Below are 21,310 nucleotides of genomic sequence, written 5' to 3'. Positions count from 1 at the left end.
CCGCTCGGTGCCTTTTTTTATGTCCATGGAAGGACGGTATGCCGTAACTGCAGGAGCACTGTTACGGCGATGTCCATGGAAGGACGGTATGTCGCAACTGTTGGGGTGATAGCGGTCTTTCGAAATGCCAACAGTTTGGCATTTCGCCGATATCACGCCTCAGCCTCTGGTGGAGGCTGGAAAATTGTTGCGACGCTTATAGCTTTCATTTGCAGCCTTAAGGCTCCAGTGATACCATAGCGCGCTTTTTTGCGTCGGCTGAAGTTCACTTCACCCACCGAAAAAGCTTCTTCCTGGGGTCAGGTCGCGGAACTCAGGGTCTATTAATTTTTGGAGAATACCATGTCAAACGCCATTTACACGTTAAATGCAGAAGTCCGCTCTGATTTAGGGAAAGGTGCGAGCCGCCGCCTACGTCACGCAGACAAAGTACCAGCTATCATTTACGGTGGTCATCAAGAAGCTCTGTCTATCACTTTAGATCACTCTAAATTGTTACAAGCTCAGGCTAACGAAGGTTTCTACACTCACATCCTGACTATCGTTGTTGGCGGTGAAGAAGTGAAAACTATCGTTAAAGCTATGCAACGTCACCCGTTCAAGCCAAAAGTTATGCACGTTGACTTCCAACGCGTAGAAGCTGGCCACGAGTTACACACTGTAGTTCCAGTACACTTCATCAACGAAGCTGCTGCAACTAAGAAAGGCGGCGTAGTTGCTCACCACATCAACGAACTGGCTATCACTGTGTTACCACAGAACCTGCCAGAATTCATTGAAGTGGATTTAGCAGACGTTGAAGTAGGCGTAACTCTGCACTTGTCAGACATCAAAGTTCCTGCTGGCGTAACTATCACTGAGTTAGCCAAAGGCGCTGGTCATGACCAAGCCGTTGTATCTGTGAACAAGCCTGCTGGCAAAGCAGACGAAGACACAGCTGAGTAATGACTGAAGCAATTCAGTTAATTGTGGGCCTGGGTAATCCAGGCCCAGAATACAGCCAGACCCGCCACAACGCAGGTCAATGGTTTGTAGAACAACTTGCCCGCCGCTATAACGTTTCTCTTCGTCCTGACTCTAAGTTTTTTGGCCTGACTGGTAAATTTGTCACCCAAGGTCAGGAATATAAACTGCTGGTTCCCACTACGTACATGAATTTAAGTGGCAAAGCCGTTGCAGCTATGGCGCAGTTCTATAAACTTTTACCCGAAAACATTCTGGTGGCTCACGACGAAATGGCGATAGCGCCCGGCGTAGCTAAATTTAAACTGGGTGGCGGTCATGCCGGTCACAATGGTTTAAAAGACATCACCAGTAAACTCGGCAATAATGCCAATTTTTATCGCCTGCGACTGGGTATTGGCCATCCTGGCCACAAAGATTTAGTCACAGGTTATGTGCTGGGCAAAGCACCGCAATCCGAACAGAAGCTGATCGACGAAGCTCTGGATGAATCGATGCGTTGTTTTGAGCTCTGGTTAAGCGATGGCTTAATTAAAGCACAGCACAGGTTACATAGTTTCAGCGCTGCTTAAACAAAAGTTTAAGCGCGTCCGGTTCGCAAACAGCACGGCTTTGCCGTCTAAGCACAAAGGATACACCCATGGGTTTTAAATGTGGCATCGTTGGTTTACCAAACGTAGGTAAATCCACTCTGTTCAACGCACTGACAAAAGCTGGTATTGAAGCGGCTAACTTCCCGTTTTGTACTATCGAACCAAATACCGGTGTGGTGCCTGTGCCTGATTTGCGTTTACAGCAACTGGCCGACATTGTAAAACCACAACGTATACTGCCAACGACCATGGAATTCGTCGATATTGCAGGTTTGGTAAAAGGCGCTTCTAAAGGTGAAGGTTTAGGTAATAAATTCCTGGCCAATATCCGTGAAACCGACGCTATCGGTCACGTAGTACGTTGTTTTGATGATGAAAATATCATCCACGTTGCAGGCAAAATTGATCCGGCTGACGATATCGATACCATCAATATGGAACTGGTCTTATCCGATATGGACAGCGCCGACAAAGCTATCTTCCGTGTCAGCAAAAAAGCCAAAGCTGGTGATAAAGACGCTAAAGCTGAAATGGAAGTGCTGGAAAAAGTGAAAAAACACTTAGAATCAGGCTTAACTTTACGTCAGCTGGACTTAAGCGACGACGAAAAAGCGCTGGTGTCGTACATGAACTTCCTGACCATCAAACCTACTATGTACATCGCCAACGTACTGGAAGATGGTTTTGAAAATAACCCACACTTAGACGTAGTCAAAGCCATAGCTGCCAAAGAAGGCGCTATTGTGGTGTCTATCTGTGCTGCTATTGAATCTGAAATTGCTGAGCTGGAAGACGAGGAAAAAGCTGAATTCTTGGAGTCTATGGGCTTAGAAGAACCGGGCTTAAACCGCGTCATCCGTGGTGGTTATTCACTGCTGAACCTGCACACTTACTTCACTGCTGGTGTAAAAGAAGTGCGCGCCTGGACTATTCCGGTTGGCGCCACAGCACCACAAGCAGCTGGCGTGATCCACACCGACTTCGAACGTGGTTTTATCCGCGCTCAAGTGGTGTCATACGACGACTTTATCGCCTGTAAAGGTGAAGCCGGTGCCAAAGAAGCAGGCAAACTGCGTGTTGAAGGTAAAACCTACGTCTGTAAAGACGGTGACGTCATGCATTTCTTGTTTAACGTTTAACGCTAAAGTTTTACGTTATCTTTGAAAACCGGACTTTTTAGTCCGGTTTTTTGTTGGGTTGAGTTTGGTTGTTAATCCCAATGTCCCTCCCCCTTAGCAGCAAAACACCTGATCACACTTTAGTATTTATATTGAGGCACCGCCTTATCTTCCATTATCAGCATAGACGGTTGAAAACGTTTTGTTTTTAGGTAAAGCTGTGCTTGTGGTACCAGACGTAGCCTATATATTAAAATTCATTAAAGGCTTTTCATCGTTATAAAAACCAGTAACTTAAGTTGAGATGAGCTCAAAGGTGAGACAGGATGACTGAAAACACGCCCCCAAAAAAGTCAGTTGAAAATGTAAACATGCCTCAATGGTTTTATTGGATTACAGGCGTTCCCATGCTACTAATTGTAGGCTTGGCAGCATTGTACTACGCTCGCTTTGCTCACTGTGAAACAAGCACCTACGCTCCTAACACTTCTAGCAACGAACTAAATCTCCGGTGCATTTTTAACGGAACACAGGCAGAATGGGGACAAATTGGTGATTTCTTCGGTGGCATGCTCAACCCGGTCATAGGACTTATCACTATCATCTTTATCGTGATTTCAATACACCAGACTCAAAAGGCACTTACACAGAATCAAATAGCTTTGGAGCAAAGCAACAAAGCTCTCATGCAGAACGAGCAAGCACTGAATGACTCAAAGACTGAACTACAAATTTCTAACGCAATAATGAATGAGCAAAAACAACTAACTGATTTTTCTCTTAAATTTGACCTAATTCACCGCTTTATATCTTCGATTAACGCCGTAGCAGAAGAAGAAAAAGACATAAGTTTCCCCGTTGCGGGTAAAAGCATCAACATGCACTTTAACTTCAATAGTTCCGCAAACACATATATACAAGAAAAGTGCGGAGAGGTAATTACACCTAAAGATGCTACACAGGCAAGCTTTTTTCATCATGTAGCTACAAGAGTAATTCCGTTAGCTTATGGACTCCAAACCATTTTTGAGCACTACAAACAAGCTCCACAATTTCAGCAAATTTTACTACTTTCTATAGCCACTCAGACTAAACCCTCATTCCTTTGTGCGATGGCTATCCATATTATGTTGGATGAACACGAAGTAAAAACTGATTTCGAAAAGTCCCCGGATACAAAACTAGCAACGACAAAACTTCTCACAGATGCGCTTGAGCTAAGCAATAACAGATATTACTTAGATAGAATTGCTATTATCAGAAACCGGAATCCCTGAGGGTCAAGTTTTGCGTATTGCCGCCAGATTTTTTGAAGTAAATACTATAACCCTAAGGGTAAGGTCTTGCGGGGGTATGAGTTGCCACCACAACCATACAAATTTAGCTAACCAATTGTAAATTAAAGCGATTTTTAGCGTATTCTTTGTCTTATCAAGCGAACGTTACTAAATGTAAGGTGGGTCTCGTGGTTAATAACCAGAAAGTTAACTCTTTGATAGAAGAAGCAAAACAATACACGTTCGATAATAATAAATACACGGTAGAAAGTGGCACTTACAGTCGTGCAAGTATTGCTATGCAAGCGTGGATTGCAGAATGTGAAGACTACATTTTATCGAATTACGGTGAATCAAGCGCTCCATGGAAAGTTTATTCACGTTTTGAACGAGATCGATTAGATGGGAATTACAGGGATACTTTCGATGAGCAGAGAAACCTAATTCTTTCTGCACTAGCCACGTGCTTAAGAATTCCCCCTAAAAGCGAATCCAAGTCAAAGGTAGTTGAAAAACCGTTGGGTAACCTGAATCAGGTATTTGTAGTTCATGGCCATAATGAGGAGGTTAAAGTCAAAGTTGCGCGTTTCATTGAAAAATTGGGTTTTGAACCTATTATCCTGCATGAACAAGCGAGCTCAGGTGCCACAATTATTGAAAAAATAGAAGAGTATTCAAATGTGGGATTTGGCGTTGTGCTTTATACCGCCTGTGATACCGGGTCGAAAGCAGGGACTGATCTACAATTGAGGCCTCGCGCACGGCAAAACGTAATATTTGAGCATGGTTACTTGATTGGGGCTCTAGCTAGAAATCGTGTTTGTGCGCTTGTTCAAGGTGATTTGGAATTGCCGAATGACATATCTGGTGTAGTGTATACACCTATAGATCACAGTGATGCTTGGCAGCTTCAATTAGCGAAAGAGCTTAAAAAAGCGGGTTATGAAGTCGATATGAACAAATTGATCTAACCTGCAGGTGATGACAAAAAGGGTTATTTTGGAGAATTTTTGGGGTCAATTTTTGGGGTCAGGTCTTGCGTCTTGCCCCAAGAGTTTTTGAATAAATCTCAAGTTTCAAAATCATCTACACCTCAGTACTATTGATGCGAAGTTTTGCAGATGTATGCATCTAAGCTCATATGAAACTTCGTAATTTTTGCAGAACACCACAGCCATAATTTATGGCGAAAAACCCTTATCCTCATAGTTCGGAGTACCCCGTGCCGTTAAAAACCTACTTGCAAAAACACTTCGTTGATAAGCCAACCTTCGTATCACTTTTGGGCATCACCATCGAACGTCTGGATGAGCTTATTGTGGCCAAAGCCATCCCACAACCGACGTACATATGCGATGGAAACACTATAAGCTCAGCAGTTTTTGGGGTTATTGAAACTGAAGAATCTATTTATGGCGATTACTTTCGTGCCGAATGCAGCAGATGGGTCAAAATTGCAGATCAGGCCGCGCCGGGCCAAGAACGTGATGCAGTGTTCTCAGTATTAAGCCATGAGCTGGAGCTTGGCTTACAGGACTACTTCAAAGAGCCTGAAATTATTGAAAAAAAGATCCAGGACTTCCTGCCCTACTTTTTGAATGGAACCTTTGGCCTTTGTATTGCCGATCCATCCAGCGGAACCAACATAGCCCAAAAGGAAGTACTGCAGCATAAACTGACAGAGCTAACAGAAAACGGCAGCAATCCGTCACCTGAAGCTATGTCCAAAAGCGAGCTTCTTCAACTGATTGACGACTACGCTATCTCCAGCATGCCTTTTTCACCCGCCGAGTATGAGCGTAGTAGCAGAAAACGTCTGGTCGATGATTTGCGTCCTGCAGTTGCCAAAGCCTGACTTTTCTGAAAATTGCCCCAGATAGCCCAGATCCATGCGCTCAATCACTGCATGCCCATTAACTACAAAATAATAGCAAAAATTGAATAAACTCCAATTATGAAGTACTCTTTAACTAAAGAAATAGCGGAGAGCCATGATGTCGGCAAATACAGAGGCGGTATTACAGCAAGATCCAGAGAAAACGGCTCAGGTTGCGCTTAGCGTGTTTTTTAACATCATGAACGCCTGGCAGGTGAAAGCCAAAGACCAAATGGTGTTACTGGGTAAACCCGCTGAATCCACTTTTTATAACTGGAAGAAAGGCAAAATAGCCAGTTTGTCGCCCGACACATTGGAACGGATCTCCTACGTTATGGGGATTTACAAAGCTTTGGGTATTTTATTTGCCAGCCGCGAGCAAGCAGATGCCTGGCCACAGAAACCCAATGCAGCCTTTAACAATGAAACAGCTTTAGATTTTATGCTTAAAGGCAGCGTGATGCATTTAAGTGATATGCGCAGGTATCTTGATGCACAACGAGGTTAAAACTTGCCTGCCTGACTGGGAAAAATTATACCGACTGGTTCCCAGTCATTTTCCGCCGATCAACTTATTTGAAGAAGTCACCAACCCGGCAGATCTGGACATAGTATTTGCGCTGGAATCGCTCACTAATGACAGGCTGCGTCAGCAAGCTGGTGATTTAGCGCTGGTGCCTTTAGAAGATCGTATTTCAGGGCCTGGCAGCTCTCCTGTGATGGCCGCTTTTACTCATATCAGGGCTGCAACCCGATTCAGCGATGGCACAGCTTATGGTGTGTACTACGCTGCAAACAGCTTAGCCACAGCCTTTGCAGAAACTATTTATCATCGGGAGCAATTTTTAGCCGCCACCCATGAGCCAGACACCGAGCTGACCATGCGCTGCTATATCAATAAAGTAGTTTTACCTCTGCACGATATTCGCGGTGCTGAATTCAGCCATCTGCACAGCAATGATTACGCAGCCTCACAGCAGTTTGCAAAAACATTAAGAACCACAGGCAGTAATGGCTTGGTATACAACAGTGTTCGCCACCTGGGCGGGCAATGTATTGCCGCCTTTAAGCCTAAAGCCGTCAGTATTCCTGTTCAGGCCGGACACTACAAATACGTCTGGAGCGGAAAAAAACAAAAAATTGAACATGTACTTGAGGTCAGTCTGGTGAAGCTGAGTTAAGTGTTGAAGAACAGACCTTAAATCTTGCGGGTCATTTGGCATGACTGGAACAAAACACTAAGCCGCAACTCCTGTTCATCTTTTAATTCAAATTCCCCCCCTTCACCTTTTACTTTCTGATAAAAACTGCACTTTATTTGGCATTTCTCTTAAAAACAGTTGAAAAAGTTTCTCTTTAAGGTAAATCTGTTTTACATCAAATACCTCTGTTTTCGGGAACTAAGTGGCTTGTTTTTTGGCACCTTAAAATCAGGAACGACACAACACCACCAATTTATTGGCTGACAGAGCGGGTTATATCCTCTGGGCTTATCAGCTTATTGCACCCTGCTGCCTCAAGTGGCTGAGGGCTCTGATTTATCTAAAACGGAAAAAAGGAGTGTTTAATGAGTCAGCGAAATGAAACAACAACAGAAACTAAGGCAATACAACCGAATCCAGAAACCCAACGATGGGGAGTGCTGGCTGTTTACGCTGTAGCCCTGCATAACGCGGCGTTATTTCGTCAGGATATGGTTGAAAAAGGCTTCCCGGCAGAGCGTTTGCTTACAGCTCAGGATAATCATCCTACTGTTTTACCCGGATTAAATAACTATCAGGCAGAAAGCTTAATTTTTAATACCCGTTACCAGTATCACCCTTTTATTATTGTGATGTGCGAATCCACTGAAGAAGTGCAGCAGGCCTACAAAACAGCCATAGAGTACAACCTTCCCATTCGAGTCCGCGCTGGTGGTCATGATCATGCAGGCGAATGCAGCGGCGATAATGTGGTACTCATTGATGTGACAGGCATTAAAACCTTCTCATTAGATGACAAAGGCGTAGCCAGTATTGGCGCTGGTTATCGCTTCTATCAACTGACTCCCAAGCTGGCTGAAAAAGATCGTATGATTGCCCACGGAACCTGTGCCACAGTTGGCCTTGCAGGTTTTGTTCAGGGAGGAGGCTGGGGGCCATGGACGCGAAAACATGGTATGTGCTGTGAGTATTTAACAGGTGCCACAGTGATCCTTGGTGACGGATCTAAGGTGAATGTCAGTGAAACCGAGCACCCACAACTGCTGTGGGCACTGCGCGGTGGTGGTGGCATGAGTTACGGTATTGTCACAGAGCTAAAACTACAAACCTTTGAACTGCCAAAAGAAATCCATCGTTTTGAAATCGAATGGAATAGACCTGTACAAGCACAGACCCGGCATAACTACTGCACACCTCAATCCAATGAAACCACTTTGACAGTGTTAAAAAATTGGGAGAAAGCCATAGCGTCACAGAACACAGCGCAACTGCTTGGTACAAATCTTAAAATCAACGCCATCCCTGCCCCGGAAGGAAACTATGATGTCACTCAGCTTTTCCACCACTGCTTAATGTATGGCTACTGGGAAGGGAGTGAGACTGAACTACTGGGTTTTATTAAGCTGTATTTCCCACAAGTCTCAGCACCACAAATCACCATACACCCTGCCAGTGGCGCCGGATATGACGATAAATACAATCATCAACTGATGGGTAACTGGGGCAGAAACTCACTTTACGATGTCAGTCGCAGGCTTGGTCAAACTGGCACCTTAGCATTGGGGGGAACTCCTTTTACACCGGATTACGACGCTCCGGCGCCACATAAAATCACCTCGCGTTTTGTCGATCAAACCGGGCTTTCTGAACAGGGTTATCAGCAACTTCTGCATTCCCTGACCTCAACGCTGTTGCAGTTTGAAAACGAGCAGCAAGGGTTATTTAGCTATGTGACCTTAGGGGCTATTCAAGGAGAGTTTTATCAGCAGAGCCAAAAGCTGCCGCAGATCGCATTCCCTTATCGCCAATGCCAATACACTATTCAGTATCAAACCTGGTGGAATGAAGACATCCAGAAAAAAATAGAACAGCAAGATAACCTGGTTTATGTGGACGTTAATCGTGCTATGGACTGGATAGACACAGGTCGCTCTGCCACTATTGAAGGCACTCATGGCGCTTTTATTAGTTTTAAAGACCCTGCAATCCCCACTGAAATCTATTTTGGTGACAGCTATCAGCAGTTGGTGAAGATCAAAACTACTTATGTGCAGGACAATTTTAATCACCTTCGCACACGCAAGACCATTATTTAGCCCAAAAGCATGGAAGCCACAAAAGTGGCTTCCATTTAAAACAGCATAAATCTAAGCCGCAGTTCTATTCTGCGGATAGGCAAGCCTATTATGCGGCCCTGTAGTTATCCAACATGGTATAACTTCGGGCATAAAGCGCAAAAACTGCAGCCGCCACTAAGGCAAAGCCCGCAAAGAAAAACATTAAAAAGGCGGTTTCCGACAATCCTGTTGCTTCGACTTGCGACAATACAGTTTCACTGCGAATGCTGCTATTGGCCAGCAGCACCCATAAGTTACCTACTGTGACCGACAACTGCCAGAAGCTGGTAATGGTGCCTTTCATGGCGGCTGGTGCCTGACTGTAAGCAAACTCTAAGCCTGTGGCCGAAACCAATACTTCACCAAAAGTCAGCAGCGCATAAGGCAATACCTGCCAGACAATAGACATTACAGTGCCGCCGTCCATCGCCAGTTGCACTGAACCAATCACAATCCAGCTTAAGCCCGCAAATGCAATACCGGCGCCCATACGGCGCAGCGCTGTAATACGCACACCACAACGCTCCAACAGCGGGTACAGCACCATATGGTTAAAAGGGATCAGCAGCATCACCAGCAGCGGGTTTAATGCCTGCATCATGGCAGGTTCAAACCAGTCAGGTTTGCTCATATCATTGGCTTGTAAAATCCAGGTCGAGGCTTTTTGATCAAACAAAGACCAGAAAGGTGTAACCAAAGCAAACAAAATTAAAATACGCAGCACTGAACGCACACCATCTACGGCTATATCAGGGTGAACACCCCGTGCTCTTTCCAGTTGAATAGCAGCACCTGCTCCACCAAAACCCATCACCAGCACTAAAGCTAAACAAAAAGCTGCAACAAAACCTAAAGTTGGGGTTTGGCTTAAACTAAAAATCGCCAAAGCAAAACCCACCAAAGCCAGATAAAGACCAGCATTGGCTTTGCCTTGTTCTTTAGCGAATAAAGCAGTTTTCACTACTTTTAAAAAACTATGTGGGTTTTTAGGCTCTGGTGCTATATGCACATAACGTTTGCGGCCGAGCCAGAAAAACAAGGTGGCTAAAGCCATCAGAATGCCTGGTATACCGAAGGCCACTGCAGCACCAAAGTGCTTTAAGGTCAGTGGCATCAGCAAAGACGCAAAAAAGGAGCCGAAGTTAATAGTGAAATAAAAGATATCAAAGGCTTTTTGCGCCAGCTTTTTATTACTCTGGTCAAACTGGTCGCCCATAAAGGCCGAAACCAAAGGTTTAATGCCGCCCGACCCCAGCGCTATTAAAAACAAGCCAGTGTAAAAGCCTTCTTTGCTGGTTTCGAACAAGGCCAAAAACAAATGGCCAATACAGTACACAATACTCAGCCATAAAATGGTGTTGTATTTGCCAAGATAACGGTCAGCTAACCAGCCGCCTAATAAAGGGAAAAAGTAAACACCAATCACAAAGGAGTGAAATACTTCTTTCGCCATAGAGGCGCGCATTTCTTCAGGTATAGATAACAGCAAAGCTGTCATTAAAAAGGGCGTTAAAATATTGCGCATACCGTAAAAGCTGAAACGCTCACAAGCTTCACTGGCAATAATAAAGGGGATTTGCCTTGGCCAACGGGCCTGTTTTACATCTGTCGACATGGGTTTTCCTTCTACTGACTCCATAGCTGCGGAGTTTCTTTTTTAGTTTTAATAACAAACCGATACTACCCCATCAGTCGTATAAGCCCAAGTACAGAGCGGAAAAAGCGAAAAAACTGGTTGTGTTGACATCAACTTGCATAGAAAACCAGCAAACAAACCGAATAGATAAAGATGTGGCAAAAAAACGGTTGACGCAAAAAAGCCTGATGAGCATAATACGCGCCACTTGCTTAGGACAACTAAGACATAGTGGCTACATAGCTCAGCTGGTTAGAGCACAGCACTCATAATGCTGGGGTCGCAGGTTCGATTCCCGCTGTAGCCACCACTTAATTTGTTCGTCCAGTGTTTGCGGAAATGGCGAAATTGGTAGACGCACTGGATTTAGGTTCCAGCGCCGCGAGGCGTGAGAGTTCGAGTCTCTCTTTCCGCACCAAGCAAGTAAGAATTCTGCAGTTTCTGCAGGGGTATAGCCAAGCGGTAAGGCAGCGGGTTTTGATCCCGCCATTCTGGGGTTCGAATCCCTGTACCCCTGCCATTTAATTGAAGTGGCAGTGTAATCATCAAATTACACAATTTTAGCTACAACAGTTCTGCAGGGGTATAGCCAAGCGGTAAGGCAGCGGGTTTTGATCCCGCCATTCTGGGGTTCGAATCCCTGTACCCCTGCCATAAATTGGAACCCAGCTTCGGCTGGGTTTTTTCTTTTATACTGTTTTAATTTTCCTTTTGCTTCAAACCAGACCATATAAGAAAACAGAGCTTTTACTACAAAAAGCTCTGCGAATTACCTAAGCCCTTTTTAGTCTTTTGACACCAAACCATCCTATAACACCAAATCCGGCCACTAACAAAGCCAGCAAGCCCCACTTAAAAGGCCGCAGCATTTGTCTGAGCTGTAATTGCAGGTTATCCCACTGTCGTTGCTTAGCTGCGACAAAATCAGGTTCAGGGCAGTTTTGACCGAATTCAGCCCCCCAGCTAACATAAGGCCCATGTTGCAGATACTTTTGATAAAAAGCTTGGGCCAGTTCAGATTGGCGTATTAACAGCCATTTTGTCGAATGACACAAAGTTGCCGCAAAAGCCTGACTGTTCTGTGGCACCAGCTCTGCCGCTTGTGCAGACAGATCAGCAGCAAAGTGCCGGTAATGAAATCTGCTGTTGTATTTTGACGCTGAACTGCCTAAACGCTGTAACTCTGCCAGAGGCAAAGTGGGTTCTTTCGTTTCGTCTTCGTAAGGCTCAAACTGACCATAAAACACCTGATAATCCGGCGCCAGTTCAAAACCTAATAACTCGAGCCCATGCACTCTGGCTAGCTTTGCCTGTTCAAACAAAGCTTCAGCTTTAGCATTGTCAGTCCAGCTGCTTTGCGCTGCTTCTGCATAGCTCTGATAACGCTTTGCCAGTTGCTTTAACTCGGGGTCAACAAAATAGGCTTGTGCTTGCTGGTATTCACCTGCCCTCATTAAGCGTCTGGCTGTTAAGTGATGCAATAACACTTCTACCGGCGTATCACCAAAATAATGCCACTGGCTTTTCTCTGGTACTGCCGTGACAGGATGCAGAGCCACAAAATTGATCAGCTCGTCCAGCGTCAGTACCCGCTCTGCGATATAAGCCGTATCCTGCCAATACTCCATACCGGCAGCCGTCAGCAGAGAAATGGCCTGTAAATAATCGCCACGACTTAATTCCAGGATGCCGTGTTCGGCCTGGATACGACAATAGTGCTGGGTTTGTAAGTCTTCGATTGAAACTTTGCTGTAGTAGTCTTGCTGCACCGGCATTACTTTGGTTTGGGTGAACTCCGGGGCAAAAGATTTACTGGCTTTGGCATAAAACTCTGCAGCCTTAGCTGTGTCCCCTGCTTTTAATGCCATTTTTGCCCGCAACGTAAAGGCCAAAGCCGTTTGATCCAAAAGAGGTACTAACTGCTCGACCAATGCAAACTGACCTTGCTGGTAAGCGGCCACGGCCAGCTGTGTTGCATTGTGCAGCTGAATATCCGGTACCTGATTCAGCACAACAAGCAAACGTTGTAACTGGTCTGGATCCATATAACTTAAAGCACTGAACTGCGTCATCAGGTAGCGGCTTAATAAAGCCGACACAGCAGGAATTTGCACTAGCGGCATTAACTCCTGATCCGGCATAGCGGCCAATTCTTTACTTAACCACAACAAAGAAGCGCGGCCACTCTCGCTCCAGTGGCTTTGCGCTGCATACAAAGCTATAGCTGTCGCCCAGTCACCTTGTTGTTTCGCAAGCCTCGCCTGCTCGCCTAAACTGGCCACAGCCAGTTGCAAAGGGTCGGCAAGGCCAGCAGCTACTTCCTGCTGTAACTGCTGATACAAAGTTGCCACTTCGGCTCTGTGATCCACATCGTATTGCCGTAGTAAAACCCGGCTCAGTGAATACAAAGCCCAGCTGCGTCTTTGCTGCTGTTGCTCCAAAGGCAAAGCCAGCACCTGACGAAATAATTCAATAGCTTGCTGGTAGTCTTGTTGTGCAAAAGCTACAGCAGCTGCAGTGTAAAAACGCAGCTCTGCTGGCAAGGCTTCCCCCTCAGTTAAAGCTTGCTGCACAGTCGCGCTTTGCCGCATCTGCTGCACTATCAAGGCCTGTTCTTTACTGAGCAACTGCTGCTCAGCTTGTTCAGTGGCACTAAGCCACCGCTCGTTCTGATAATCATAACTGTCGGCAAATACAGTAGCGTCAGACTTTGCAGCCACAGCAGAAAAATCAGGCACAGTGGAGGCCAAAGCCTGAACTTCCACTAAAAATACCGGTTCAGTCAGTTCAGCAAAGGTCTGAGCTCTGTCTGAACTCAGCATCATTGGAAAATCAGGGCCACAGGCCAAAGTGCTGCCTGTCAAAACCAGGCTGCTTATCAATAGGGCTCTGTTAAATTTCAGCATAAAATTATCCTTTAAATGCGGAAAGGGTTAAGTTCTGACAGGAAGCCCAGCCCAACACCAGCCGTTGACGGGGTTGTACTACAGTTTCAGCTTTGGTTAAAACAAACTGCAGCTGACTTTTGTCTTTTGAAAAGTTGAGCTTGTAGCCTGATACCGCATCCGCAGCACTGCATAAGCGGCCAGACAAGTTGATCTGTGTCGGTAATGGCGCTGCCACAAAGCCATGGTTTTCTGCCACCAGCTCAAGTTGTGGTGCTTCGCCTTGCACACTCATCTTCAAGTCAGCTGTTAGCGTTTTACCCACACTAACCGCCTGTAATTGGGAATAGGACCAACTGCGCTTGTCGGATGGCAAAGGCAGTCGAAACCAGACCAGTCCTTGCAGCAACGGCCAGTGTTGTTGCTGCAGCCACAGACTAAAGTCCTGCACAGCTACCGCATCCAGCCATAATTCCTGCCGTTTGGCCTGACTTTGTAATGGTTGCTCACTTTCAACCAGCCAGCCCTGTTCTTGTTGCAATAACGCTGAATGATACGAAGGTACGGCAATATAAAAGGGCTTCTTTGCTTGCCCCGCTAATTGTTGAGCCCAGCTTTTGGCAAGTTGTGGCTGAAACAACCCCTGCTCTGGTGATAATACAGAATGCACTTGTAAGGTCAGTTGATCCACCTGCTGCTGCAATTCAAGCCAACCCGGCTTACCTAACCAGTCCGGTAAAGCGGTAATAGCCACAGCAAGAGTCTGAGGCAATAGCTGCCGTAACTCTTTGAGCCAGCCAGCATAAGCGGCAAGCTGGCTGCTGGCGCAATCATAATCCAGCTCCAGTTGAGTGACCTTCACGCCCTGCTGTTGCCATAACTGCAGCAGCATTGTGAGTTTTTGCTGCAATAAATCTTTTGGCAATTGTTTTAACTGACCATCAAGGCGCACCACCAGATGCACAGGCCGTCCATCGGCAGCAAGCAGAGGTAAATCGACTTTCGCTTCTGTCCAGACAGGGCCAGCTTTGGCCTGATGCAGCTGCAAAGCCAGCACCCTCAGTACAGTGAAATCTGTTTTGCTTTGTGCCAAAGCCACACTGTGTTCGGCAGTCCAGAGTCGCTGCCAGATATAAATATGCTGAGAAAAAGCAGAGCTGCCCTGTGGGCTGCAGGAGCATAACAAGCAAAGGCTGAGCACCAGACTGAGCAGTTTGAATTGAGACTTCAAGCGCTGTACTTATTTAACGAAGGAATACCCGGAGTATAAGGCCCTGCACAGCGGCAGGGCCATAGCTTTAGATCAAAAACTATCTGCTGTGATTTCTACTTGTGTCACTTCGCCATAAGTTTTGGCAATGTCTTTAATGGCTTCAGCCTTGCCGACCAGCACAAATTGCAGCTGATTTTTTGGGAAATAGCTATTAATCAGGCGTTTGCTTTCAGCCACTGTCAGTTGATCCACTTTGCTTTGGAAGCTGTTGATAAAGTCCTGGTTAAAACCATACAGATACATATCACCTAACAAACCAGCTAAAGCAGTATTGGTTTCAAAACGCGGTGGAAATTGGCCTTTCACATAAGCTTTGGCTGAATCCAGAGTAACCTGGTCTATGCCTTTGTCCCACAAACGCTGATAGGTTTTCAAAGCTAAATCCACAGCAGCCTGAGTGCTTTCGGTTTTGGTAAAACTGCCGATACTAAAAGTACCGCTGGCTGAATAGCGATCAAAACCAGAGCCAGCCCCATAAGTTAAACCTGAATTGACCCTCAGCTCGTCGTTCAGCCAGGAAGTAAAACGGCCACCTAACACTGTGTTCACCACACTGATACCCACATAATCAGGGTTGTCCTGTTTAATGGCGATACCACCAAAACTAAAAGTGGTTTCTATCGCATCGGCTTTATTTACCAGCAAGACTTTGGCTTTTTCTGCTTTTGGCAATTCCGCCGTTAAATCAGGCTGTTGCACTGCTTCGCCGTTTTTCCAGTTGGCAAACAACTTTTGCAACTGCGCTTTCATCACTTCTGCTTTAAAGTCGCCCACTATGCTTATCGCCGTATTGCCCGGTTGATAATAACTTTGATGGAAGCTTTTGACCTGCTGCTGACTGATGCTTTGCAATGAAGCTGCGGTGCCTGAGACCGCATTACCATAAGGGTGAGCGCCAAATACCAGTTTATTAAAGTACTGGTCGATCACCATACGTGGACTTTCTTTGGCCTGAGCAACGGCGGCAACCTGACGTGCTTTTAACTTCTCAAACTCTGCTGCGTCAAAAGCAGGCTGGGTCAGAACCTGGTGAAATACAGCGAGCATTTGTTCTGTGTCTTTCGCCATAAAATCAGCACGCAGACTGGAACCTTCCATAGAGCCATCACTGTGTAAACTGGCCCCTAAAAAGTCGACCAGTTGTTCAATTTGCGCCTTACTTTTACCACCAGCACCCAATAATAACGCCTGACTGGTCAGTTGGGCTAAACCTGCCACTTTGTCGTTGACGGCACCTGCTCGTACTGTGGCCTGCACTGTAATTAACGGTACTTCATGCTGGGGTAATAAAAATACAGTTAAGCCATTGTCCAGTTTCAATTGCTCGTAGGCTGGTAACTGGAAGCTGCCTGGGGTGTTTTTCTGATCTGCCATCACCGGCAAGGCAAATACAAAAGAGCTCAGCAGCGCCAATGCCACTACTTTTGGGGCTTTCATTATATGGTTCATAGATCTTTATCCTCAGCAGAGTCCAGCACAGCAACAGTGCGGTTGGATTTTTTCAGATAACTTTGTGCAACCCGCTGAATATCAGCAGCTGTCACTTTTTGATACTCTTTCGGTGCATCAAACAGCTTCTGATAGCTGCCAAAATACAACTCATAGGTGCCAATAATATCGGCTTTGCCATTGATAGTTTCCATTTCACGGTAAAACTGCATCAGCTTCTGGTTTTTGGCTTTTTCCAGCTCCTCCTGACTCACACCTTCTTTGGCTACTTTATTGATCACTGCAATCAAAGCAGCTTCGAGTTCAGCTGCTTTTACGCCTGGACTGGCGATGGCCATCGTATAAAACAAGTTAGGGTCAAAAGACATAGGTAAATAACTAAACACATCCACCGCCAGTTCTTTGTCCACCAGGCCCTGATACAAACGTGAACTGTTGCCCTGACTCAGAATAGAATTCAGTAAATCCAGCGCATAATAATCCGGACTGGAGCTGGCCGGAATATGAAAACCTAAGAGTATATTTGGGCTGCTGACTGAAGCTTTTTGCACATAAACCCGACGCTCGCCTTTTTGCTCAGGCTCTACAGTACGCACAGCTTCAGGCTCTGGTTGAGAGGGAATAGGTGCAAAATACTGCTCAGCCAACCTTTTCACTTCAGCTAACTTCACATCTCCTGCAACTACCATCACTGCATTATTCGGCGCGTAGTAGGTTTTATGAAAACGTTTTAAATCATGCAAAGTCCAGGCTTTGATATCGGATTCATGCCCAATCACTGGCCAGCTGTATGGATGTGCACGAAACGCCACACCTTTGAGTTCTTCATGCATAGTTTGAAAGTTAGAGTTTTCAAGGCCTGTTGAGCGCTCAGACGTCACCACACCTCTTTCGCTTTCGACCATTTTGGCGTTGATATCCAGATGGGCGATGCGATCTGCTTCCAAATCAAAAATGGTCTCCAGTACATTGGCCGGAAACCAGTTGGTATAGACGGTTAAATCTTCGGTGGTGTACGCATTATTGGCGCCACCTGCGGCTTCCATGGTTTGGTCAAACATCTTTGGACCATACTTTTTAGCGCCGTTAAACATCATATGTTCAAAAAAGTGCGAAATCCCTGTAATGCCCGGATATTCGTTGCGCGAGCCTACTTTCCAGAATAAATAGCTGTTGGCGTTAGGAATAGATGCATCTTCCAGCACCAGAATTTTCATGCCATTTTTAAGCGTAAAGCTTTGAATATCTCTAGCTTCTGTCGCCTGCGCTGAACTGATCATCAGCCCAAGCATCAGCGCCAAAGCTGACTGTTTTAACTTCATACTCACTCCCTGCCAATTTGTAATCAAAGTTTTGCCTTGCTCTTTCTTCCAGACCAAAAGGAAGGAGAAAAGCAAAGTAAAAGTTTAAGACTAATCGAAAAACAAAAACGCCTTGCAACAAAATTGTTACAAGGCGTGTATTTTTGCAGCTCTAGTGCTGTTCACTAGTACTGATCAATTGTTTAGTCCGGCTTTTCCTGAGCAAAGTCTAACTGGCCTTTATCAGGCCAGCACAAGGAGCGTACACTAGCATGACGATTGCCGTCCCGCAGTGGATTGCCCTGGCTGTGTATCAAAACATTGATCATGCGGTAAAACAGCTATCTAAAAACAAAGCAGAAATCAGTGACTGGCTGGAACACAATCCGGAACTGGTGTATATGAGCCACGCACTGGACAAAAGACCGGCCGAAATTTCAGACGGCATGAAACAACGGGTGGGCATAACACGGGCTTTGACTGACCAACTTTGCAGGCTACAGGCCGGATTCAACAGCTGCAGTTTTTGCTGCGCTACCTGCACTTTGTCTAAACCCAGATCGGCATCCCGATACAACAGTTGCCTTGGTAAGTTACTTAAGCTTACCTGGTCAAAATCAACCAGAGTTAAGTGCCCAAGACCAGAGCTAACCAGATAAGGTGCAGCAGCAGAGCCCACTCCACCCAAGCCCACTAATAACACTTTTTTTCTGCAAGTTGCTGCTGCCGACCTTCATCCCACTGCGATAGCAGAAAATGCCTGCTATACCTTAATTGCTCTGTCATCTTAAGGGCTGACCACTAAAATGGTAAAAAGAAGTCGAAAATATAAGCATCTATTGTGCCAGCTCATGTAATTGATAAAAACTGTAACTTCGTATTGCCTTTCATTGTATTCTTGATTATAAAGCGGCTCGCATTAAACCTGAATTAGATCCACAGCAGAGGTTACAGCTCAAGTGCCAGTGAAAATAGCACCAAAAGATATCAAGCTGGGTTATGCCATTAAGCTGCCGGTCGGCTGGATGAAACATCCATTTCTGACCAACAAACTGGTGGTGGAGTCTGCGCAGCAACTGCGGATTATTTTGTCGTTAGAACTGGACTATGTGTATTTTTATCCGGAGCGCAGTTCAGTTGTGGATGAGCCTGTGGCCGATCATAACGAAACCTCTGTCAGTCAGGACATTGAAGATTTACAACTGCGCAATGAAATGCAGCTGGAAAAAGAACAACGTATAGAGCAAGCCAAAGCCCACAGACGCGAGCTGCAAAAAACTGAAAAAGCCTTTGCCCAGTCCATGGCGCAAGTACGTAATCTGATGACCAAAGTACAAGGCCGTCCACTGAATGCCATTGAAGATGCCAGCCAGTTGATTAGCAATCTGGCCGATACTATTTTGAGTGAAGACGCTTTGGTTCTGCACCTGATCTCACAGGCAGGCAAAGAACAGGAATCTATGTACTTTCATGTATTAAACGTCTCTATTCTGGCGATGATGCTGGCAAAAAACTTAAAGTACAGCGCAGATGAAGTGAAGTGGACAGGTTTAGGTGCTATGTTCCATGACATAGGTAAACTGAAGATCCCCAGCCAGATTTTACGTAAAACTACAGCGTTAACCCCTCCTGAGCTGAATTTTCTGAAACTTCATCCCAAACTTGGCCTTGAGTTGCTGGGCTTGACCCAGCAATTTCCAGCACAAGCCAAAGCTATAGTAGAACAACATCACGAGTATCTGGATGGCAGTGGTTATCCGGCGGCTTTAAAAGCAGCGCAAATTAATAAGCTGGCCCGTATTGTTGCTGTAGTGAATGAATTTGATAACCTCTGCCATCCGCTTGATATGTCACAGGCCCGTTCGCCTCACCATGCTTTATCCCTGATGTATAAAACCATGAAAGGCAAACTTGGCGATCTGGAAATGAAAGTCATGATTAAAATGATGGGAATTTATCCACCGGGTACAGTAGTGCTGCTGTCAGACAAAAGAGTGGGTATAGTGATGGCGGTAAACTCAGACTCTATGCTCTACCCCAATGTGCTGATTTATGATGCCGATGTTCCCCGCCTTGAAGCCGCTATAGTGACTTTGGAAGCCAATAAGCTGTCGATTGAAAAAGTGGTTAAACCTAAAGCCCTGCCGCCAGAGGTGTTTGCTTATTTAAATCCACGTGCTCAGATCAGCTATTTTGTGCAACAAAAAAACTGAATAAAGTCATAAGCTTCTGCGTGCTTAGCTGGCTGAATTGGATATTCAGCTACGACAGTGCACTAATTACCTCTATAATGTCAGACCAGTTACAAAACCTTGGTTAAGTGGCTGTATACAAACCTCTTCTCAGCTGTCAGGATGTATTAAGCTGAATTTTTATACTGCTTCGTGCAGATGACGTAAAGCGTTCAATAAAGTGATTTTATTGCCCGCCGGACAGAACTAAAAATTTATGATTGATCATCCACCATCAGAGTTACTGCTGTCATTTATCTGGTTATTGGCGTTAGTTGCCGGTATAGCCTGGTGTTTAATGGCCCATCCACTGCGTGTCGCGCCCAAAGCCAGTTTTCGGTTTTTTGCTGCCAATCTGGCATTAGGTAGTGGTATTTATTTACTGACCTTACGCACCCCAGACGCCAATTTATTAAACTGGTTTCTTGCCGATATCGCCATGCTTAGCAGCTTTATGCTGATTGGCTGGGGTATTCAGCAGTTGTTTAAGCTGCAATCAAGTGTAAAACGCGATTGCCTGATTTTGTTGCTCAGCGCAGTATTGATGCTCGCAGGCCAATTGCACCAACTTCATCCAGTTTTTCTGGGCGTGGTGTTTTCCATCACCGCCACTTTGTTTTCGTTTTCAGCCAGCCGCAATAACTTTCAGGCTATACAAAAGGACTTTGGTTTTCCTGCCGCTTGCCTGATGTCAACTCCATTGTTTGTTATGACCATTATTTTTTTCAGCCGCACACTGATCCTGCTGTGGCCTGACACTCAGGCTGATGTTTTTGTTGCTACTTATACAGACGAAGCTATGCCCTTATTGTGGTCTTATGTCATCCTGACCCTGGCCATAAATATAATGATGGTAGGAGGCGCTTTAGCTCGATTGGTTGCTAAAATCCGCCAGTTTGCCGAGCGGGATCAGTTAACAGGCTTATGGAACAGAAGAGCTGCATTAAAAAAGTTGCAGGAAATGCACGAACAATGGCAGAAACAACAACAAAGCTACAGCCTGATTTTGCTGGATTTAGACCATTTTAAACTGATTAATGACAGCTTGGGGCATGACGCTGGTGATGCCGCTTTGCGCCGCTGCGCTACCACTTTATCTTCTGTGGTGCGGACTCAGGATCTGGTCAGCCGTTATGGTGGCGAAGAATTTTTATTGGTCTTCCCCGGAGTGTCTGCGTCAGAACTGCCTATGATAGCCGAAAAAATTCGCATGACTTTGTCAGGCTGCCAGTTGATTTGGCAAAACAATCCAATAGAACTCAGCGCCAGCTTGGGTTATATCACTGTCTATCCTGGTGCTAAGGCCGAACATTTGTTGACACTGGCAGACCATGCTATGTATCAGGCGAAAGCCGAAGGTCGGAATAAAGCCTGTCCTGCCGTTATTAG

At 45.6% G+C, this 21,310-nt stretch carries 17 protein-coding genes and 4 tRNA genes; 15 read left to right on the top strand and 6 right to left on the bottom strand.

What is annotated here, in order from left to right; translation table 11 throughout:
- Positions 1-342: 342 nt before the first annotated feature.
- The 9 genes from RHEIN_RS14635 (at position 343) to RHEIN_RS14595 (ending at position 9,125) form a co-directional block, all read left to right on the top strand.
- Entirely contained in the window at positions 343-945 is a 603-nt protein-coding gene (locus RHEIN_RS14635; protein ID WP_008899750.1) for a 50S ribosomal protein L25/general stress protein Ctc, read from the top strand.
- Positions 945-1,535, top strand: a complete 591-nt coding sequence (gene pth, locus RHEIN_RS14630) for an aminoacyl-tRNA hydrolase (RefSeq protein WP_008899749.1) — start codon at positions 945-947, stop codon at positions 1,533-1,535. Before RHEIN_RS14635 ends, pth begins: the two co-directional genes overlap by 1 nt.
- A 68-nt stretch (positions 1,536-1,603) precedes the next feature.
- A complete protein-coding gene (ychF, locus tag RHEIN_RS14625; RefSeq protein WP_008899748.1) occupies positions 1,604-2,695 on the top strand; it encodes a redox-regulated ATPase YchF in 1,092 nt (363 codons plus the stop codon).
- A 305-nt stretch (positions 2,696-3,000) separates the two neighbouring features.
- Entirely contained in the window at positions 3,001-3,951 is a 951-nt protein-coding gene (locus tag RHEIN_RS14620) for a hypothetical protein (RefSeq protein WP_008899747.1), read from the top strand.
- 188 nt (positions 3,952-4,139) lie between these two features.
- Complete coding sequence (locus tag RHEIN_RS14615) at positions 4,140-4,922, top strand: TIR domain-containing protein (protein ID WP_008899746.1); 783 nt, start codon at positions 4,140-4,142, stop codon at positions 4,920-4,922.
- Positions 4,923-5,134: 212 nt separating this feature from the next.
- Positions 5,135-5,806, top strand: coding sequence for a DUF6058 family natural product biosynthesis protein (locus RHEIN_RS14610; protein WP_040555242.1), 672 nt, complete (start codon positions 5,135-5,137; stop codon positions 5,804-5,806).
- Between the two features lie 136 nt (positions 5,807-5,942).
- On the top strand, positions 5,943-6,335 hold the full coding sequence (locus RHEIN_RS14605; protein ID WP_237704374.1) for an MbcA/ParS/Xre antitoxin family protein: 393 nt from the start codon (positions 5,943-5,945) through the stop codon (positions 6,333-6,335).
- The gene (locus RHEIN_RS14600; RefSeq protein ID WP_008899743.1) at positions 6,319-7,008 is read left to right on the top strand and encodes an RES family NAD+ phosphorylase; all 690 of its coding nucleotides are present in this window, start codon (positions 6,319-6,321) and stop codon (positions 7,006-7,008) included. The genes RHEIN_RS14605 and RHEIN_RS14600 overlap by 17 nt, the downstream gene beginning before the upstream one ends.
- Before the next feature lie 386 nt (positions 7,009-7,394).
- Positions 7,395-9,125: an FAD-dependent oxidoreductase gene (locus tag RHEIN_RS14595; RefSeq protein WP_008899742.1), complete on the top strand. Its 1,731-nt coding sequence runs from the start codon at positions 7,395-7,397 to the stop codon at positions 9,123-9,125.
- 88 nt (positions 9,126-9,213) lie between these two features.
- On the opposite strand, the gene RHEIN_RS14590 is transcribed toward RHEIN_RS14595, so the two are convergent.
- A complete protein-coding gene (locus RHEIN_RS14590) occupies positions 9,214-10,761 on the bottom strand; it encodes a POT-type proton-dependent oligopeptide transporter (RefSeq protein WP_008899741.1) in 1,548 nt (515 codons plus the stop codon).
- Positions 10,762-11,015: 254 nt separating this feature from the next.
- Here RHEIN_RS14590 and RHEIN_RS14585 point away from each other — a divergent pair.
- From RHEIN_RS14585 to RHEIN_RS14570, 4 genes are all read left to right on the top strand, one after another.
- A tRNA-Met gene (locus tag RHEIN_RS14585) sits at positions 11,016-11,092 on the top strand.
- A gap of 23 nt (positions 11,093-11,115) precedes the next feature.
- Positions 11,116-11,200: transfer RNA gene (locus RHEIN_RS14580), tRNA-Leu, on the top strand.
- A gap of 27 nt (positions 11,201-11,227) precedes the next feature.
- Positions 11,228-11,302: transfer RNA gene (locus RHEIN_RS14575), tRNA-Gln, on the top strand.
- Between the two features lie 59 nt (positions 11,303-11,361).
- Positions 11,362-11,436 (top strand) — tRNA-Gln (locus RHEIN_RS14570).
- 119 nt (positions 11,437-11,555) lie between these two features.
- Here RHEIN_RS14570 and RHEIN_RS14565 read toward each other — a convergent pair.
- From RHEIN_RS14565 to RHEIN_RS21465, 5 genes are all read right to left on the bottom strand, one after another.
- A complete protein-coding gene (locus tag RHEIN_RS14565; protein ID WP_008899740.1) occupies positions 11,556-13,688 on the bottom strand; it encodes a hypothetical protein in 2,133 nt (710 codons plus the stop codon).
- A gap of 4 nt (positions 13,689-13,692) precedes the next feature.
- Positions 13,693-14,898 carry a DUF3142 domain-containing protein gene (locus RHEIN_RS14560; RefSeq protein ID WP_040555241.1) on the bottom strand — a complete coding sequence of 402 codons (1,206 nt, stop codon included), beginning with the start codon at positions 14,896-14,898 and terminating at the stop codon, positions 13,693-13,695.
- A 72-nt stretch (positions 14,899-14,970) separates the two neighbouring features.
- Positions 14,971-16,389, bottom strand: coding sequence for a M16 family metallopeptidase (locus tag RHEIN_RS14555; RefSeq protein ID WP_008899738.1), 1,419 nt, complete (start codon positions 16,387-16,389; stop codon positions 14,971-14,973).
- Positions 16,386-17,711 (bottom strand): M16 family metallopeptidase, encoded by a 1,326-nt coding sequence (locus tag RHEIN_RS14550; protein WP_008899737.1) that lies wholly within the window; start codon positions 17,709-17,711, stop codon positions 16,386-16,388. The genes RHEIN_RS14555 and RHEIN_RS14550 overlap by 4 nt, the downstream gene beginning before the upstream one ends.
- A gap of 304 nt (positions 17,712-18,015) precedes the next feature.
- Positions 18,016-18,393, bottom strand: a complete 378-nt coding sequence (locus RHEIN_RS21465; protein ID WP_008899735.1) for a HesA/MoeB/ThiF family protein — start codon at positions 18,391-18,393, stop codon at positions 18,016-18,018.
- A gap of 256 nt (positions 18,394-18,649) precedes the next feature.
- Between RHEIN_RS21465 and RHEIN_RS14540 the strand changes: the two genes are divergently transcribed.
- Positions 18,650-19,903 carry an HD-GYP domain-containing protein gene (locus RHEIN_RS14540; protein ID WP_008899734.1) on the top strand — a complete coding sequence of 418 codons (1,254 nt, stop codon included), beginning with the start codon at positions 18,650-18,652 and terminating at the stop codon, positions 19,901-19,903.
- A 235-nt stretch (positions 19,904-20,138) separates the two neighbouring features.
- Positions 20,139-21,310: GGDEF domain-containing protein (locus RHEIN_RS14535; protein ID WP_008899733.1), on the top strand; the 1,172-nt coding region annotated here is incomplete at its 3' end.

It is taken from the genome of Rheinheimera sp. A13L, from assembly GCF_000217935.1.
GTDB lineage: Bacteria > Pseudomonadota > Gammaproteobacteria > Enterobacterales > Alteromonadaceae > Pararheinheimera.
Note: the sequence above shows the minus strand (reverse complement) of the source record. Positions and strands in the feature narration are given on the sequence as shown.

Excerpts from the sequence above, each read along its gene's own strand:
- RHEIN_RS14550 (WP_008899737.1), bottom strand. The coding sequence starts at position 17,711 with ATGAAGTTAAAACAGTCAGCTTTGGCGCTGATGCTTGGGCTGATGATC.
- RHEIN_RS14555 (WP_008899738.1), bottom strand. The coding sequence starts at position 16,389 with ATGAACCATATAATGAAAGCCCCAAAAGTAGTGGCATTGGCGCTGCTG.
- RHEIN_RS14635 (WP_008899750.1), top strand. The coding sequence starts at position 343 with ATGTCAAACGCCATTTACACGTTAAATGCAGAAGTCCGCTCTGATTTA.
- ychF (WP_008899748.1), top strand. The coding sequence starts at position 1,604 with ATGGGTTTTAAATGTGGCATCGTTGGTTTACCAAACGTAGGTAAATCC.
- RHEIN_RS14595 (WP_008899742.1), top strand. The coding sequence starts at position 7,395 with ATGAGTCAGCGAAATGAAACAACAACAGAAACTAAGGCAATACAACCG.
- RHEIN_RS14590 (WP_008899741.1), bottom strand. The coding sequence starts at position 10,761 with ATGTCGACAGATGTAAAACAGGCCCGTTGGCCAAGGCAAATCCCCTTT.
- RHEIN_RS14610 (WP_040555242.1), top strand. The coding sequence starts at position 5,135 with ATGGCGAAAAACCCTTATCCTCATAGTTCGGAGTACCCCGTGCCGTTA.
- RHEIN_RS14605 (WP_237704374.1), top strand. The coding sequence starts at position 5,943 with ATGATGTCGGCAAATACAGAGGCGGTATTACAGCAAGATCCAGAGAAA.
- RHEIN_RS14600 (WP_008899743.1), top strand. The coding sequence starts at position 6,319 with ATGCACAACGAGGTTAAAACTTGCCTGCCTGACTGGGAAAAATTATAC.
- pth (WP_008899749.1), top strand. The coding sequence starts at position 945 with ATGACTGAAGCAATTCAGTTAATTGTGGGCCTGGGTAATCCAGGCCCA.
- RHEIN_RS14565 (WP_008899740.1), bottom strand. The coding sequence starts at position 13,688 with ATGCTGAAATTTAACAGAGCCCTATTGATAAGCAGCCTGGTTTTGACA.
- RHEIN_RS14620 (WP_008899747.1), top strand. The coding sequence starts at position 3,001 with ATGACTGAAAACACGCCCCCAAAAAAGTCAGTTGAAAATGTAAACATG.